Source organism: Bacteroides hominis (assembly GCF_033042785.2).
Taxonomy (GTDB): Bacteria; Bacteroidota; Bacteroidia; order Bacteroidales; family Bacteroidaceae; genus Bacteroides; species Bacteroides hominis.
This window is the reverse complement of sequence record NZ_CP178829.1, coordinates 4,585,882-4,603,646: the sequence shown is the minus strand read 5'-3', so window position 1 is coordinate 4,603,646 and position 17,765 is coordinate 4,585,882. Positions and strand designations below refer to the sequence as shown.

Here is a 17,765-nt window from a genome sequence, read left to right as displayed (position 1 = left end):
TAATGGAACAATACACATTCAGTATAGCGGGTGGCGTAGCACGCAACCCGCTTGTACGTTTGGCACAACCTGTCACAGCACAAATCGCTGCCGGCGAACACATTGCTATCGTAGGTCCCAACGGCGGAGGGAAGAGTTTGTTTGTAGATACGCTTCTGGGTAAATATCCCTTGCGTGAAGGTACGGTGAAATACGATTTTTCTCCTTCTTCTACTCAGACAGTATATGATAACGTGAAATACATTGCTTTTCGTGATACATACGGTGCAGCAGATGCTAACTATTATTATCAGCAACGCTGGAATGCCCACGATCAGGAAGATGCCCCCTCCGTGCGGGAGATGCTGGGGGAAATCAAAGATGAACGGCTGAAGGAGGAATTGTTTGAACTCTTCCGCATCGAGCCGTTGTTGGACAAGAAGATCATTCTCCTTTCCAGTGGGGAGTTGCGCAAATTTCAGCTGACTAAAACTTTGCTGACTGCCCCCCGGGTACTGATAATGGACAATCCTTTTATTGGTTTGGATGCACCGACCCGTGAACTGCTTTTCTCCCTGCTCGAACGCCTCACCCGGCTGTCGTCTGTGCAAATCATCCTTGTGCTTTCGATGCTCGATGATATTCCTTCGTTCATTACCCATGTGATTCCGGTAGAAGACTTGACTGTGCTTCCGAAAATGGAACGAGGGGCTTACCTGGCTGCATTTCGTGTGACCGATGTAGCCGTGACTCTGGACGTATTGCAACAACGTATAGCCGGATTGCCTTATGACGGAACCAACTATGATTCCGGGGAAGTGGTAAAATTAAATAAGGTCAGCATCCGTTATGATGACCGTACCATCCTGAAAGAACTCGACTGGACTGTCCGTCGGGGCGAGAAGTGGGCATTGAGCGGAGAAAACGGTGCCGGCAAATCTACGTTGCTTAGTTTGGTTTGTGCGGATAATCCTCAGTCGTATGCCTGTGACATCAGCCTTTTCGGACGCAAGCGGGGTACAGGTGAAAGCATTTGGGAGATAAAAAAGCATATCGGTTACGTCAGTCCCGAAATGCACCGTGCCTATCTTAAGAATCTGCCGGCCATTGAGATTGTAGCTTCCGGGTTGCATGACAGCATCGGCTTGTATAAGCGTCCACAGGAAAGCCAGATGGCCACCTGCGAGTGGTGGATGGATGTGTTTGGCATTGCCGCTCTGAAAGACAGACCTTTTCTTCAACTCTCGAGTGGTGAACAGCGCTTGGCATTGCTGGCCCGTGCTTTCGTGAAAGATCCGGAATTACTTATTCTGGACGAACCGCTGCACGGACTCGATACGTACAATCGCCGGCGGGTGAAAAAGATCATCGAGGCCTTCTGCTGCCGTGAAGATAAAACGATGATTATGGTAACCCATTATGAGTCGGAACTGCCCTCTGTCATTACCGATCGCCTTTTTCTAAAGAGAAATCGTTGATATTCAAACACAGAGCACACAGAGTTATCTCTTACTTCGAAAGAATGGTCTTTTGCATTCTCTGTGTACTCTGTGGCAAATTTACAACTCACTTTCATCATTTTTAGGTATTGACTGTTCCTTTTACTTTCGTGAACTTTGTACTCAATACAAATGTTCTATAATAAACACCTAAAGAAAGGAGAGTTGAATGAAAAAGATTGTGTTGCTCCGTCATGGAGAAAGTGCATGGAACAAGGAGAACCGTTTTACCGGCTGGACCGATGTCGATCTGACAGAAAAGGGAATTGCCGAGGCCTGCAAAGCGGGTGAACTACTGAAAGAAAATGGATTTAATTTCGATAAAGCTTATACTTCGTACCTTAAACGAGCGGTGAAAACGCTGAATTGTGTGCTCGACCGGATGGATCAGGACTGGATTCCGGTGGAGAAGAGTTGGCGTCTGAATGAGAAGCATTATGGCGATCTGCAAGGATTGAATAAAAGCGAGACGGCTGCCAAATACGGTGACGAACAGGTACTTATCTGGCGCAGGAGTTATGATATAGCTCCCAATGCCCTGTCGGAAGACGATCCGAGAAATCCACGTTTTGAGAACCGCTATCGGGAAGTGCCCGATGCAGAACTTCCCCGGACGGAATCTTTGAAAGATACCATCGACCGCATCATGCCTTATTGGAAATGTATCATTTTCCCGAATCTGAAAACCGCTGATGAAATTCTGGTGGTTGCCCACGGCAACAGTTTGCGGGGCATTATCAAGCACTTGAAGCACATCTCCGATGAAGAGATCGTGAAACTGAATCTGCCGACTGCTGTTCCTTACGTATTTGAATTCAGTGACGAACTGAATCTGGAAAAAGACTATTTCCTGGGTGACCCCGAAGAAATCCGGAAACTGATGGAAGCGGTTGCCAATCAGGGAAAGAAAAAATAAGATAAGAGGAAACCCCTCATTACGGAATAAAAATGAATATTATTCACCACAGAGTACACGGAGGACACAGAGTTTTAATCTCTTGTTTATTAAGATGTTTAAGAGAAAGATATTCTCTGTGTTCTCTGTGTACTCCGTGGTGAATAAAACTCAAAACCATTACAATTATGAATAAAATTATAGAACTATTGGGTAATCAGGCTGAATACTACCTGAACCACACTTGTAAAACCATTGATAAATCACTGATTCACGTGCCGTCACCGGATACGATCGATAAGATATGGATCGACTCGGACCGTAACATACAGACCTTACGCAGCTTGCAGACTTTGCTGGGACATGGTCGTCTGGCAAATACGGGATATGTGTCCATTCTTCCTGTCGACCAGGATATTGAGCATACAGCCGGAGCTTCGTTCGCTCCGAATCCCATCTATTTTGACCCGGAAAATATTGTAAAACTGGCCATTGAAGGCGGATGTAATGCCGTTGCTTCTACTTTCGGTATTTTGGGGGCTGTTGCCCGTAAGTATGCTCACAAAATTCCGTTTGTAGTGAAACTGAACCATAATGAACTGCTGTCTTATCCCAATTCGTATGATCAGGTGTTGTTTGGCACCGTCAAGGAGGCATGGGAGATGGGAGCGGTGGCTGTGGGAGCTACTATCTATTTCGGTTCCGAGCAAAGCCGTCGTCAGTTGGTAGAGATTGCCGAGGCTTTTGACTATGCGCATGAATTGGGCATGGCCACTATCTTGTGGTGTTATCTGCGCAACAATGATTTTAAGAAAGACGGGGTAGACTATCATGCTGCCGCCGACCTAACCGGGCAGGCAGACCGTCTTGGAGTTACCATTAAAGCGGATATTGTGAAGCAGAAATTGCCTACTAATAACGGTGGCTTCAAAGCAATTCATTTTGGAAAGACAGACGAAAGAATGTATACCGAACTGACTACCGATCACCCGATTGATCTTTGCCGTTATCAGGTAGCCAACGGATATATGGGACGTGTCGGTTTGATTAATTCCGGTGGCGAATCACATGGAGCTTCCGACCTGAAAGACGCTGTTGTTACGGCGGTAGTGAATAAACGTGCCGGTGGTATGGGGTTGATTAGCGGACGTAAAGCTTTCCAGAAACCGATGAAAGAGGGAGTGGAATTGCTCAATGCCATCCAGGATGTATATCTGGATGCATCTGTCACCATTGCTTGATTGAGTTTGATTGTTAGAATGGAGAATGGGGTATGGCTGTGTCGTACTCCATTTTTTATTCAGTGAAGTTATATTCGGATAAGAAATATGCTGGGTCCGAAAGGGTGTAGCTATCCGAGGCATAGGGTGTAGCCATGTACTCCGGATGGTTATACCCTATGCATCGGATGGCTACACCCTATTGCTTTTTCCTTATTTTCTCTTTATACTGAGTCGGTGTCTCTCCTGTATATTGCTTGAATGAAGTACTGAAATAACGGGATGTTGTAAATCCTATTTTTTCCGCTATCTCTGTAAAGGTGAGATCGGTGGTTGAGATCAGTTGGATGGCCTTTTCCATGCGGAATTTATTGATGTAATCGTTGGCGCCCATGTTGGTCATGGCCTTTAACTTGTTGTAGAGTGAGGCACGGCTCAATCCCATTTCCGTACAGAGGAAGGTGACGTCCAGTTCGGGACTGTCCAAGTGGTCGGTGATTAGCCGGTTCAGTTTTCGTAGGAAAGTCTCGTCCGGTTGGCTGAGTTCGCTCTTTTCCTCTTTGGGGATATTTTTAATGTCGGTGTCCGTTTTACTTTTCTCTCCGTTACGGAGCCGGTTTCGTATCAGCTCTACGATTTGCAGTTCTCTTTCACCCGTCTCGGTGAACGAGGGGAGGAGTTCGTTGCTGACATTGACAAGGAATCGGATTTTTTCTTCATATTCCTGTAACTCCCGCTCTTTTAGTTCCCATTTCAACCGGTTTTGCCTGCGGCGCAGAATGGTGAGAATGACGGCAGCAATAGCACCCGATGCAATAAGCAATACACAGATGATGAACCATCCGCTCCGGTACCAGGGAGGTAGTATGGTGAGTGACAGGATAGGACGGAAGGGAGTCCAGTCGCCATTCTTGGTACTGCATGCGGCCAATATCCGATATTTGCCTGCCGGAAGTGAACGGATAATCAGTTCCGGATCGTACGACTCAATCGGTTCGTCGTTCAATCCTTCTATCTGATAACGGTATCTTTTTTTACGGAAAATATCTTGTTCGTGGGACATTATGCGTAAGGTTATGGTCCGGCTGTCCTGCGGGAGGGTCAGTTTCTCCGGCTGTCCTGTTATCTGCTTAATGGCCGGTTCGCCGTTTATGTATACGTCGGTCAGTTCCACTTCCGGAAAGTCGGATGGAGCTGTCGAAAAACGGTTATCGATGCAGAGCAGTCCGTTTGCGCCTCCCATATAAACTTCTCCCTTGCCGGAGACAAGCCGGGGCTTTGCCAGATATTCATTCGGAATAACTCCGTCCGATTCGCCGAAAAGGATGAACTTCCGGGATTGCAGCATCCAGGCAAACAACATGTGGTCTGCCCCGATCCATACTTTTCCCCGATGATCGCAAATGACCGAACTCACTTCACCGAACAGGGAAGTTGGCAACGGATGATACCGGTTGGTCGACGGCGTATACTGTCCCAGTCCGGTGTTGCTGCCAATCCAGAAATCACCTTTCTCGTCCATCGAAACAGAATATAATAATGTATCGCCCGTACAGCTGAAAAGTCTTTTCAGACAGTTGTTTGTCCGGTCCAGTTCGTAGAGGGTACGGCTGTCGTTGAGGTAGGTGAAACGCTCGTTGTGGGCAATGGCATTCATGCTGCCGGCAATCTCCATACCTTCTTCTTCATTCACTACGCGTATTTTCTGCGAGCCGGTGTCGTATCGGTAAATATGTCCTGCCAGCAAGAGGACGCTGCCCGGTTCGTCCTGATAGACATTTACCGCCATTCCGCTGTAGTAGAGATATTGTTTGAGGCGGGGATGGTCGATGGTCAGTAACTGTTGCTCTCCATTCGCTTTGTTGTAAACAAACAATCCTTTTGAAAAGACAGAGAGTAAGAGCGTTTCCCGGGTGAAACCGGCGATAGAGACTACTTTGTCTCCCCAGGTAGACCGGTCGTGACGGAACTCTTCCGTGTCGGGGTCAAGACTGTTGATACCTCCGCCGTCTGTACCGATCCAGATCCGTCCGTCCGATTCGTCCTGATAAAGACTCAGTACGGCGGGATCACTCAGCCCTTTGCTACTTCCAGGAAAGACATCGGTATAGGTCTTCATGGATACTTCACGGATATTGATCAAACCCTTGCGAATGCTTCCGGCCCACATATTGTTATAGGTATCGTTGTAGAGCGATAGGATAGAGTTGACGGGAAGTGAATAGTTATCTCCGGGAATATGTTCAAGAACGCTGATCTGATGGTTGTCCGGACGTATGATATTGATACCTCCTCCGTCTGTTCCTACCCAGATGTGCGAGTCCCGTTCGGCTATGCTAAGCACCACGTTGTTGCTGAGGCGGGAGTTTGCGGTAGTGTACGAGGCTAACAATCTGCCTTCGGGACTGAAGCAGCGCAAGCCTTCATTGTAGGGGGCCACCCAGATGCGGTTGTGCGAGTCGATCAGAAGTGCCATGATCTCTTTCCCACAGTCGAATGGAGGGAGACGGCGTTCTCCCGAACGGAGATTGATCAACCTGAGACCTTGCCATCGGCTGCAACATAGCAGCGTCTCTTCGTCCCATCGGCTGATGGCGGAGATGGCGAAGTAAGGGTCGGAACTGAAGTCCAGCAGAAGTTTTACGGAACGGTTTTCGTAATCGTAACGATAGATGCGGTTGCGGCCGCCGAAGATCACCCCCTGTTCCGTCAGGCAAGCGGAATAGGCGAGGATGGAATGTCCCTGTTCGTCTTGTGGAGTTGTAAAATCGTCGCTTTGCCTGCGATACTGCGCTATTCCGTCATCGGTCAGTACCCAGATGTTGTGTTGATTGTCTTCAATGATCTGATGGATGTAATTGTGTGGCAACGAGTGTGCATCTTCTTTCCGGTGGATATATTTCTTCAGCTTTTCTCCGTCGAACCTTCCCAATCCCGCATTGGTGCCTATCCATACGAAACCTTTGGGTTCGGTATAGACACATCGCACGGTAGAAGGGAGTCCCTCCTTCAGGGAAATCTGTTTATAGTAGTAATGGCCGGCTTTCAGCGGGAGGCAGCAGACTGCCAGAAGTATGGTCAACCAACAGAGAAAGCCGGTATATGGGTTGTTTTTCATGGATGCATATCTATCACGTTAACGGCAAAAGTAACAGTTTGCATAGACGTGACCAAAAAAATGGAAATAAAATCTTATCTTTGCCGAAATGAATAACATTAACCACAGAGTACACAGAGTCCCATAGAGCCTATCTTCTATGCTTCCTTCCTCTATGGAACTCGGTGTGACTCTGTGGTGAGCAAATCAAAACACTATGAACAAAAGATTATTATTCCGTTTAGCTCCCGGTTTGTTGGCCGTTGTGCTATTCTGTGCCTGTCGCCCCGCAGTTATTGAAAAGGGGAATCTGGACGTAATTCCTCAGCCGCAAGAGATTGTCCTTGCCCAAGACACTACACCTTTTGTTATCAACCACAGTACTACGATCATCTATCCGGCAGCTAATGAAAAAATGCATCGTACTGCCGATTTTCTGGCTACCTTTATAAAAGAGATGACCGGAACCGAAGTCCGTGTGTCCGATAAAGAGAAGGGCAGTAACGCCATTATCCTTGCTGTAGATACGACAATGACTCACCCCGAAGGTTATAAACTTGAGATCACCCCCGAGAAGGTTCTTCTCACCGGAGGCAGTGAGGCCGGAGTATTCTACGGTACCCAAACCATCCACAAAGCCCTTCCGATTCTGAAGGACGGAAAAGTGGCGGCAGCTCTTCCTGCCGGGACGGTTACCGACTTTCCCCGTTTCCGTTATCGTGGATTCATGATCGACGTAGGTCGCCATTTCTTCCCCGTCAGCTACCTCAAACAGATGATTGACCTGATAGCATTGCATAACATCAACTATTTCCATTGGCACCTGACCGAAGACCAGGGGTGGCGAATTGAAATCAAAAAGTATCCCAAACTAACGGAAATAGGTTCCAGACGAGATTCTACCATTATTGACTGGGAAACCAAGAAGTTCGATGGAAAGCCTCACAGTGGTTTCTATACACAGGATGAAGCCCGTGAGATTGTCCGTTATGCGGCCGATCGCTTCATTACGGTAGTTCCCGAAATAGACCTTCCGGGACATACTACAGCCGCTCTGGCTTCTTATCCGGAACTGGGTTGCACGGGTGGTCCCTATAAGGTGCTTTGTTCATTTGGTGTATTTTCCGATGTGCTTTGTGCCGGTAACGAACAGACACTTCAGTTTACTAAAGACGTGTTGGACGAGATTATGGATATTTTCCCTTCCGAATACATTCATATCGGTGGAGACGAGTGTCCGAAGAGCCGTTGGGAGAAATGCCCTAAATGTCAGGCTAAAATTAAGGAACTGGGTATCAAAGCGCTGCCTAAACATTCGAAAGAGAATCAGTTGCAGACCTATTTCATGTCTGAGCTGGAGAAAGAGATCAACGCCCACGGACGCCGTATGTTGGGATGGGACGAAGTATTGGAAGGCGGTCTGACCCCGAATTCTACCATCATGTCATGGAGGGGTATTCAAGGAGGCATCGAAGCTGCGCGCCAGCATCACGATGTCATCATGACTCCTATCCAGCGGCTCTATTTCAGCAATCCGCGCATTAATAAGATGACCGGATTCGAATGGATGAATCGTGTATATAACTTCGAACCTGTTCCTGCCGAACTGACCGATGCCGAAAAGAAGTTTGTAATCGGTACTCAAGGTTGTATCTGGACGGAGTGGACTGCCGATTCAACCAAGATGGAGTGGCAGATTTTACCTCGAATGGCTGCTTTGTCCGAAATACAATGGACATTGCCGGAACATAAAAATTTTGACCGTTTCATGGAACGTCTGCCTGAGATGTTGAAGATTTATTCCGACCTGGGGTATGGCTACCGGAAAGATGTCTTTGCGGCAGATACGGTGGCAGTGAAGCAATAACTGCAAGTTATTAATAATTATAGAGGGCACAGAGATTTTCCATTGAAAGAAATTATCTCTGTGCCCTCTGTGTATTCTGTAATGAAGTAAAAGGTTTCTTCTTATTTTTCTCCCGGTAACAGTGGGAAATTAGGATTTGGCACATGTGCAGCCTGCATGATGCCTTTCAGTTCGGCCACTTTTTCCGGGAACTGGTTCAGTACATTGTGGCGTTCCGACGGATCGGAATTCAGGTTGTAGAGTTCGAAATACGGGTTTTTGCCGCGAACGTTCATGTGAACTAACTTCCACGGGCCTTTACGTACGGCCTGGCGTCCGTTCATCTCCTGGAACTCAAAATACAGATATTCGTGTTCTTTCTGTCCTTTGCGGTTTTCAAGTAGTGGTAACAGACTCACACCGTCCATCTGTTGGTTCTTGGCTTTCGGGTTCAATATTTCACGGAAAGTGGGCATTACATCCCAGAACGAACACATGAAGTCGGTTTGGGTGCTGGGTTGTACACGTTCCGGCCAAGAGATGATCATCGGTACACGGATTCCTCCTTCGTAGAGGTCGCGTTTATATCCGCGCCAGATGCCGTTGCTATTGAAGAAGTCCGGATCGGCTCCGCCTTCCATGTGCGGTCCGTTATCGCTGGCAAAGATGATGATGGTGTTGTCATAGATACCCATATCTTTCAGCTTCTGTACAATCTGGCCTACATATACGTCGAGGCGGTAAACCATGGCTGCAAACGTTGCGTGAGGGTAGAACTGAGAGCAGTATCCGCCTTTACGGAATGCCGGGTTACCCGGTTCGGTGCCATGGAAAGGCTTCTCGGGATACTTGCCGCGGAACTTTTTGATAATGCTGTCTTCGGGCACGATCAGTTCGGCATGAGGGATGATGGTAGGATACCACATGCAGAACGATTCTCCGCTTTTTCCCATCCGGTCAAGGAAGTCGAGTGCCTTTGAGTGGATCAGGTCTTGTGAGTAAGTACCTTTGCCATACTGCACATCCAGTGTGTTGTCTTTCAACTCTACTCGTTTGTCATTGTCCCACAAGTGATCGGGATAGTAGCTGTGTGCCAGCAATTGGCAGTTGTAACCGTAGAATTCGTCGATTCCCTGTTTTTTCGGATCGCCTGTAGAGCCGATGAATCCCAGTCCCCATTTACCGAAAGCGCCGGTTTTGTATCCTGCGTTCTGAAAATCGTGGAAGATGGTCTGTGCATCTGCCGGCAGAGGGAATTGTCCTTCCGGATCGAGTTCGACGTTACCACGGATAGCCGTATGTCCGCTATGAGTGCCTGTCAGCAGGCAAGAGCGTGAGGGGGCACTTACCGTTGTTCCCGAATAACATTGGGTGAAGCGCATTCCTTCCTGGGCCAGTTTGTCGATGTTGGGAGTTTCGAACTTCTCTTGTCCGTAGCAACTCAGGTCACCGAATCCGAGGTCGTCGGCCAAAATGAAAACTACGTTCGGCTTTTTGGGGTCCTGAACTTTTTTCTTTTGTGCAAACGCTTGTTGTGTTCCGGCCATGCCGACAAGCAGCGCACTGCTGAGCAATAATTTTTGATTCATAAAAAGAGTTTGTTGATTAGGTTTGTATTTAGTTCATTCAGTATTGGTTTTGAGTTTTATTCACCACAGATTACACAGATTTCCACAGATAAATGATTTATTTCATTGAGAATTAGATTAAAGAATCTGTGCTAATCTGTGTAATCTGTGGTGAACTCGATTCGTTTCTATTCCATTTTGTCAGGCTTCTATGTCTGCAAATATACAAATTTCAGTTAAGACTCGTTCACGACAGGCTTCCGATTTTGTCTATCCGATGTTCAAAAACGTCTATAAATGCCCTTTTTATTCCATTATTAGACGTTTTCAGAAGAATCATAGTTGTTTTTGAACTCTATGGGGTGTTAAAACTCTTTATATTTGTACCACTAATTAATCCCTAATAGAAAAACTACTTTATGATGAACAACCTATCTTCCGGAATTCTCTGCTCGCTGACAGGTGCGGCGGCAGTAGCTTCTTTGGCTTCATGTGCCACAGGCAAACAGAAAGAAGAGCAAAAACCCCTGAACATTGTTTATATTATGACGGACGACCATACGGCACAAATGATGAGCTGCTACGATACCCGTTATATGGAAACTCCGAACCTCGACCGTATTGCCCGTGACGGCGTGCGTTTTACAAATTCCTTCGTTGCAAACTCTCTGAGCGGTCCCAGCCGTGCTTGTATGATCACAGGCAAGCATAGTTGTGCCAACAAGTTTTATGACAATACTACCTGCGTGTTCGACAGTGCCCAGCAAACTTTCCCGAAACTGCTTCAGAAGGCCGGCTATCAAACTGCACTTGTAGGCAAGTGGCACCTTGAGAGTCTGCCCTCAGGATTCAATTATTGGGAGATCGTGCCCGGACAAGGTGACTATTATAACCCCGACTTTATCACTCAGGACAACGACACCGTTCACAGACATGGGTACATTACCAACCTGATTACCGATGACGCTATCGATTGGATGGAGAACAAACGTGACGAGAGCAAACCGTTCTGCCTGCTGATTCACCATAAAGCTATCCACCGCAACTGGATGGCGGATACCTGTAACCTGGCTTTGTACGAAGACAAAACCTTCCCGCTGCCCGACAATTTCTTTGACGATTACGAAGGCCGTCCGGCTGCCGCAGCGCAAGAGATGAGTATTGTGAAGGATATGGATATGATTTATGACCTGAAGATGCTTCGCCCCGATAAAGATTCACGTTTAAAATCGCTCTACCAGAGATTTCTGGGACGTATGGACGAAGGACAACGTGCGGCATGGGATAAATTCTACGGTCCGTTGATCGATGACTTCTACAAGCAGAATCTAAGTGGGAAGGAACTTGCCAACTGGAAGTTCCAGCGTTACATGCGTGACTATATGAAGACAGTGAAGTCGCTGGACGACAATGTGGGACGTGTGCTTGACTATCTTGAAAAGAAAGGATTACTGGATAACACCCTGGTAGTCTACACTTCTGACCAGGGCTTCTATATGGGCGAACACGGCTGGTTCGACAAACGCTTCATGTACGAAGAATCGATGCGCACACCGCTGATCATGCGTATGCCGAAGGGCTTTGACCGTCGTGGCGACATTACCGAAATGGTTCAGAACATCGACTATGCACCTACGTTCCTTGAATTGGCCGGTGCTCCCGTTCCTGCCGATATTCAGGGTGTATCTCTGTTACCGTTGCTGAAGGGTGAACAACCCAAAGACTGGCGGAAGGCACTGTACTATCATTTCTATGAGTATCCCGCCGAACATATGGTGAAACGCCATTACGGGGTACGTACCGAACGCTATAAACTGATTCATTTCTACAATGACATCAACTGGTGGGAACTTTATGATATGCAGGCTGATCCGACGGAGATGCATAATCTGTACGGGCAGAAAGAATACGAACCTGTAGTGAAAGAACTCAAAGAGCAGATGCTGCAACTTCAGGAACAGTATAATGATCCGGTACGTTTCTCGCCGGAGAGAGATAAAGAATAAGTGGAAATCCCGGATATATGAAACACATTATAATATGCATACTCCTGCTGACGCTCTGCCCCCTTGCGGCGTTGCAGGCCGATGACTTAACACAAACAGTTTCTATAGTCCCCTGCCCGGTACAAATGGTATCGGGCACCGGGCATTTCCGTTTTTCGGGAGGTACTACGCTGGTTGTGGAAAATGCCGAACAGGCGAAAGTGGTACGGAATTTTATAAACCTCTTCACCAAAGCTGCCGGGTTTACTCCCGTACTGAAAACGGGAGAGATGAAAGGCGATGTACGTTTCGTCACCGACAAGTCATTGAAAAGCGAAGCCTATCGGTTGGATATCATTCCAGAACAGATTACGGTCAGAGCATCGGATGTGAAAGGGTTTTTCTATGCCTTGCAGACCATCCGCCAGTTGCTTCCTCCCGATATTGAAAATCATCATACAGTCAATGCACTGTGGACGGTTCCTTGTTTGAGCATTCAGGACGAGCCCCGTTTCGGTTACCGGGGGCTAATGCTTGATGTTTCCCGCTTTTTTCTTCCCAAAGAATATGTGTTGAGAATCATCGATTGCATGGCTATGCTGAAGGTGAATAAACTCCATTTCCATCTGGTGGACGATAATGGGTGGCGGCTTGAAATTAAGAAATATCCCCGGCTGACCGAGGTCGGTGCCTGGCGGGTGGATCATACCGATGTGCCATTCCATTCGCGCCGGAATCCGTTGCCCGGAGAACCGACTCCCATCGGTGGCTTTTATACCCAGGAGGATATGAGGGAGATGATAGCTTATGCTGCCGACCGTCAGGTAGAGATCATTCCCGAGATAGAGATGCCGGCACATACCAATTCGTCACTGGCTGCTTATCCGCATCTGGCTTGTCCCGTGGTAGACCGGTTTATCGGTGTATTGCCCGGTCTGGGTGGAGACCATGCAGGAATCATCTACTGTGCCGGAAACGATAGTGTATTCACTTTTCTGCAAGATGTCATTGATGAAGTGGCTGCGCTTTTTCCTTCACATTACATCCATCTGGGTGGCGACGAAGCGCAGAAAACTTATTGGAAAAAGTGTCCTCTTTGCCAGGATCGTATGAAGAAAGAACACATTGCCCATGAAGAGGACCTTCAAGGCTATTTCATGAAGCGGATAGGCGACTATGTGCGCAGTAAAGGTAAAGAGGTGATGGGATGGGACGAGTTGACAAACAGCTTCATCCCCGAGGGAGCCGTTGTCTTCGGTTGGCAAGGGATGGGCAACGCTGCCCTGAAAGCTGCTGCGCAGGGACATCGCTTTGTGATGACTCCGGCCCGTGTGATGTACCTGATCCGTTATCAAGGACCGCAATGGTTTGAACCACTCACTTATTTTGGTAACAATACGCTGAAAGACGTTTATCAATACGAACCTGTGCAGAAGAATTGGAAGCCCGAATATGCTTCGTTACTGATGGGCGTACAGGCATCGTTATGGACGGAGTTCTGTAACCGTCCCGAGGATGTGGACTATCTCGTCTTCCCCCGTCTGGCAGCACTTGCCGAAGTGGGATGGAGTCGCCCGGAGCAGAAAAACTGGGCTTCGTTTCTGAAAGCGCTGGATCGTTATAACGAACACCTTGCCGTCAAAGGGGTGGGATACGCCCGTTCTATGTACAACATACAACATACGTCTACTCCAGTTGATGGTACATTGCAAGTGAAACTGGAGTGCATGCGTCCCGATGTGGAAATCCGTTATACAACCGATGGCGCCGAGCCGGGAGCAGCTTCTGCTCTCTATACTCAGTCACTCATGTTCCGTACCGCACAGACCTTGAAGTGTGCCACTTTTGCCGATGGGCGGCAGATGGGAAAGACCCTCGTGTTGCCTTTGTCATACAATAAGGCTACTGCGAAACCGGTATTCACCCGGGGGGCTTCCGGTGTTCCGGTTTTAACCAACGGAGTGCGTGGCAGCTTGAAACAAACCGATTCCGAATGGTGCTCGTGGACAGACAATGATAGTATTTCTTTTACGATAGATTTGCAAAAAGAAGAAAATATCCATACTTTTACGCTGGGTTCTATTACAGTGTACGGAATGGCTGTGCACAAACCGGAGTCCGTCAGTGTTGCGTTGTCTTCGGATAACATTAGTTTTACGGAAGTGGGAGAGAAGCGATTTACTCCCGAAGATATTTTCCGTGAAGGAACTTATGTGGATGATTTGAAATTCGATCTGGGAGCGGCAAAGGCCAGATATGTGCGCGTTACAGTTCGTGGAGCCGGAAAATGTCCTCCTGATCATGTGCGTCCCGGACAGGAAGCGCGCGTCTTTTTTGACGAAGTTATGATCGAATAGGATCCGTATTTACCTTTAAAAATCAAAGGGGGATGTGTCAAAAGTCTTCTGTGGCGAGTTTTGACACATCCCCCGAGAAAGATAATTGAATATTAAATACCTGATAAACAATGAACAAACCTATCAAACTAACCTTTCTACTGATACTGGCCTGTCTGGTTATGGTGCCCGCAAAGGCGCAGAAGACTCCCGAATGGCAGAGCCAATATGCGGTAGGCCTGAACAAGTTGGCCCCTCACACCTATGTGTGGCCTTACGCAGATGCTGCCGATGTGAAAAAAGGGGACTATGAACAGTCTCCCTATTATTTGAGCCTGAACGGCAAATGGAAATTCCATTGGGTGAAGAATCCCGACCTCCGTCCGAAAGACTTTTATAAACCTTCGTTCTATACCGGAGGGTGGGCAGACATTAATGTACCCGGAAACTGGGAGCGTCAGGGATATGGAACTGCTATTTATGTGAACGAGACTTATGAATTCGATGATAAGATGTTCAACTTCAAGAAGAATCCTCCTCTCGTACCGTTTGAAGAAAACGAAGTTGGCTCTTACCGCCGAACTTTCACTGTGCCTGCCGGATGGAAAGACCGCCGGGTGGTTCTCTGTTGTGAAGGTGTCACCTCTTTCTATTATGTATGGGTGAACGGCCATTTCCTCGGTTACAACCAAGGCTCAAAGACGGCAGCCGAGTGGGACATTACTGACAAGCTGGAAGAAGGCGAGAATACCGTCGCACTTGAAGTCTACCGCTGGAGTTCGGGCTCTTACCTGGAATGTCAGGATATGTGGCGTTTGAGCGGCATTGAACGTGATGTATATTTATATAGTACTCCGAAGCAGTACATTGCCGACTATAAAGTAAATGCCACCCTCGAGAAGGAGCGTTACAAAGATGGTATCTTCGGACTCGATGTTACCGTTGAGGGACCTGCCAATGGAGCGGTATCTGTAACTTATACTCTGAATGATGCAGCCGGACGTCCCGTACTTTCGGGCGAAATGCCTGTCAAATCACGTGGGTTGAGTAACTTCATCACTTTCGGTGAACAACGCTTGAAAGACGTGAAGGCTTGGAGTGCCGAGCACCCCAATCTCTATACGCTCGTGTTGGAACTGAAAAATGCGGGAGGACGGGTGACGGAAGTTACCGGTTGCGAAGTGGGTTTCCGTACTTCGGAGATCAAGGACGGACGTTTCTGCATCAATGGTGTACCTGTGCTGGTGAAGGGAACCAACCGGCATGAACATTCGCAATCGGGACGTACTGTCAGCAAAGAGCTGATGGAGCAGGATATCCGATTGATGAAGCTGCACAATATCAATACCGTGCGTAATTCACATTATCCCACTCATCCGTACTGGTATCAGCTTTGCGATCGCTACGGACTTTATATGATCGACGAGGCCAACATCGAGTCGCACGGTATGGGATACGGTCCTGCTTCGCTTGCCAAGGACAGCACTTGGCTGACAGCACACATGGATCGTACACACCGTATGTACGAGCGTTCGAAGAACCATCCTGCCATCGTCATTTGGTCGTTGGGTAACGAAGCCGGAAACGGAATTAACTTCGAACGTACCTATGACTGGTTGAAATCGGTAGAAAAGAATCGTCCCGTTCAATACGAACGTGCCGAGCAGAATTATAACACCGATATTTATTGCCGGATGTACCGCAGTGTCGATGAAATCAAAACCTATCTGGCACAGAAAGATATTTACCGTCCGTTCATTCTTTGCGAATACGTGCACGCCATGGGCAACAGCGTAGGTGGCCTGAAGGAGTATTGGGATGTGTTCGAAAATAATCCGATGGCACAAGGCGGTTGTGTGTGGGACTGGGTAGACCAGTCGTTCCGTGAGATAGACGCGAATGGGCGTTGGTATTGGTCGTATGGTGGGGACTACGGTCCCAAAGGAGTTCCGAGTTTCGGTAATTTCTGCTGCAACGGGTTGGTAAGCGCTGACCGTGTCCCGCATCCGCACTTGCTTGAAGTGAAAAAGATTTATCAGAACATCAAGTGTACCTTGCTCAATAAGAGCAATCTGACCATAAGAGTGAAAAACTGGTTCGACTTCTCCAATCTGAACGAATATATCCTGCATTGGCAGGTGGTGGGCGATAACGGACAAACGGTCACAGAAGGAACAAAAGAAGTGAATTGTGCGCCACATGCTACGGTTGATATGACATTAGGAAAAGTTGTCTTGCCTGCCAATGTGCGTGAAGGATATCTCAACCTGAGCTGGACTCGTAAAGAAGCTTCACCGATGGTGGGTACTGATTGGGAGGTGGCTTACGACCAGTTTGTATTGCCCGGAACAAAGAACAGTACGGCTTATCTGCCTGCCAAGGCCGGACAGACTGCTTTTACGCTGGATAAGGCGACTGGTGCTTTGAACTCTTTTACACTGGACGGGCAGGAATTGCTGGCAACTCCTGTTACACTGAGTCTTTTCCGTCCCGCTACGGACAATGATAACCGCGATCGCAACGGTGCTTATCTTTGGCGTAAATCCGGACTCGATCAGCTGAGCCAGAAAGTGGTGTCACTGAAGGAGAGCAAGAGTACCGCTACTGCACGAGTAGAAGTCCTGAATGCGAAGGGAACTAAAGTGGGGGATGCCGATTTCATTTACTCACTGAATGCTGCCGGGGCTTTGAAGGTGAAAGTGACTTTCCGTCCCGATACGGCTGTGGTGAAATCAATGGCACGCCTGGGGCTGGCCTTCGAGATGAACGATACGTTTGGCAATGTGGCTTATCTGGGACGCGGTGATAACGAGACTTACGCTGACCGTATGCAGTCGGGCAAGATAGGGCTGTATCGGACTACTGCCGAAAGGATGTTCCACTATTACGTGACTCCGCAGTCTACCGGAAATCGTACGGATGTCCGCTGGATGAAATTGGAGGATGAAGCCGGACAAGGAATCTTTGTCGATTCGAACCGTCCGTTCCAGTTCAGTGTCGTTCCGTTTACTGACGATGTGCTGGAGAAAGCCCGCCACATTAACGATCTGGAACGTAACGGCCGTATCACTGTTCATCTGGATGCCGAACAGGCAGGTGTAGGGACAGCAACCTGTGGTCCCGGTGTACAACCGCAATACCGTGTGCCGCTGACGGAGCAGAGTTTTGAGTTCACGCTGAGAGGAGTGAAATAGACAGAATATTTAACGTGGAATAGAAAAGGATACGGTTTACCACAGAGTTTCAGAGAGTTTTTAAGTTCTTGTTAATAGGATATTGAAGAGAGGAAAATCCTTTGTGAGAGACTCTGTGTTACTCTGTGGTAAATCAAACTTAAAAC

The 17,765-nt window shown here is 47.8% G+C and carries 9 protein-coding genes; 7 read left to right on the top strand and 2 right to left on the bottom strand.

The window, feature by feature from the left end; translation table 11 throughout:
- The first annotated feature begins 2 nt into the window (after window positions 1-2).
- From R3O62_RS19490 to R3O62_RS19480, 3 genes are all read left to right on the top strand, one after another.
- A complete protein-coding gene (locus R3O62_RS19490; protein ID WP_175636800.1) occupies window positions 3-1,457 on the top strand; it encodes an ATP-binding cassette domain-containing protein in 1,455 nt (484 codons plus the stop codon).
- A 190-nt stretch (window positions 1,458-1,647) separates the two neighbouring features.
- Window positions 1,648-2,394 carry a 2,3-diphosphoglycerate-dependent phosphoglycerate mutase gene (gene gpmA, locus R3O62_RS19485; protein ID WP_005807593.1) on the top strand — a complete coding sequence of 249 codons (747 nt, stop codon included), beginning with the start codon at window positions 1,648-1,650 and terminating at the stop codon, window positions 2,392-2,394.
- Window positions 2,395-2,561: 167 nt separating this feature from the next.
- Window positions 2,562-3,614 (top strand): class I fructose-bisphosphate aldolase, encoded by a 1,053-nt coding sequence (locus R3O62_RS19480; RefSeq protein ID WP_005780549.1) that lies wholly within the window; start codon window positions 2,562-2,564, stop codon window positions 3,612-3,614.
- A gap of 178 nt (window positions 3,615-3,792) precedes the next feature.
- Here the strand turns inward: R3O62_RS19480 and R3O62_RS19475 are convergent, their stop codons facing one another.
- The gene (locus R3O62_RS19475) at window positions 3,793-6,711 is read right to left on the bottom strand and encodes a ligand-binding sensor domain-containing protein (protein ID WP_269109998.1); all 2,919 of its coding nucleotides are present in this window, start codon (window positions 6,709-6,711) and stop codon (window positions 3,793-3,795) included.
- Window positions 6,712-6,907: 196 nt separating this feature from the next.
- Between R3O62_RS19475 and R3O62_RS19470 the strand changes: the two genes are divergently transcribed.
- Window positions 6,908-8,557: a beta-N-acetylhexosaminidase gene (locus tag R3O62_RS19470; RefSeq protein WP_269109999.1), complete on the top strand. Its 1,650-nt coding sequence runs from the start codon at window positions 6,908-6,910 to the stop codon at window positions 8,555-8,557.
- Between the two features lie 101 nt (window positions 8,558-8,658).
- Here R3O62_RS19470 and R3O62_RS19465 read toward each other — a convergent pair whose 3' ends face one another.
- Window positions 8,659-10,125, bottom strand: coding sequence for an arylsulfatase (locus tag R3O62_RS19465; RefSeq protein WP_005807589.1), 1,467 nt, complete (start codon window positions 10,123-10,125; stop codon window positions 8,659-8,661).
- A 398-nt stretch (window positions 10,126-10,523) separates the two neighbouring features.
- Here R3O62_RS19465 and R3O62_RS19460 point away from each other — a divergent pair, with 398 nt between their 5' ends.
- From R3O62_RS19460 to R3O62_RS19450, 3 genes are all read left to right on the top strand, one after another.
- Window positions 10,524-12,110, top strand: a complete 1,587-nt coding sequence (locus R3O62_RS19460; RefSeq protein ID WP_005780539.1) for a sulfatase family protein — start codon at window positions 10,524-10,526, stop codon at window positions 12,108-12,110.
- 17 nt (window positions 12,111-12,127) lie between these two features.
- Complete coding sequence (locus tag R3O62_RS19455) at window positions 12,128-14,446, top strand: family 20 glycosylhydrolase (RefSeq protein WP_234070652.1); 2,319 nt, start codon at window positions 12,128-12,130, stop codon at window positions 14,444-14,446.
- A gap of 110 nt (window positions 14,447-14,556) precedes the next feature.
- A complete protein-coding gene (locus R3O62_RS19450) occupies window positions 14,557-17,619 on the top strand; it encodes a glycoside hydrolase family 2 TIM barrel-domain containing protein (protein WP_317472804.1) in 3,063 nt (1,020 codons plus the stop codon).
- The last annotated feature ends 146 nt before the right edge of the window (window positions 17,620-17,765 follow it).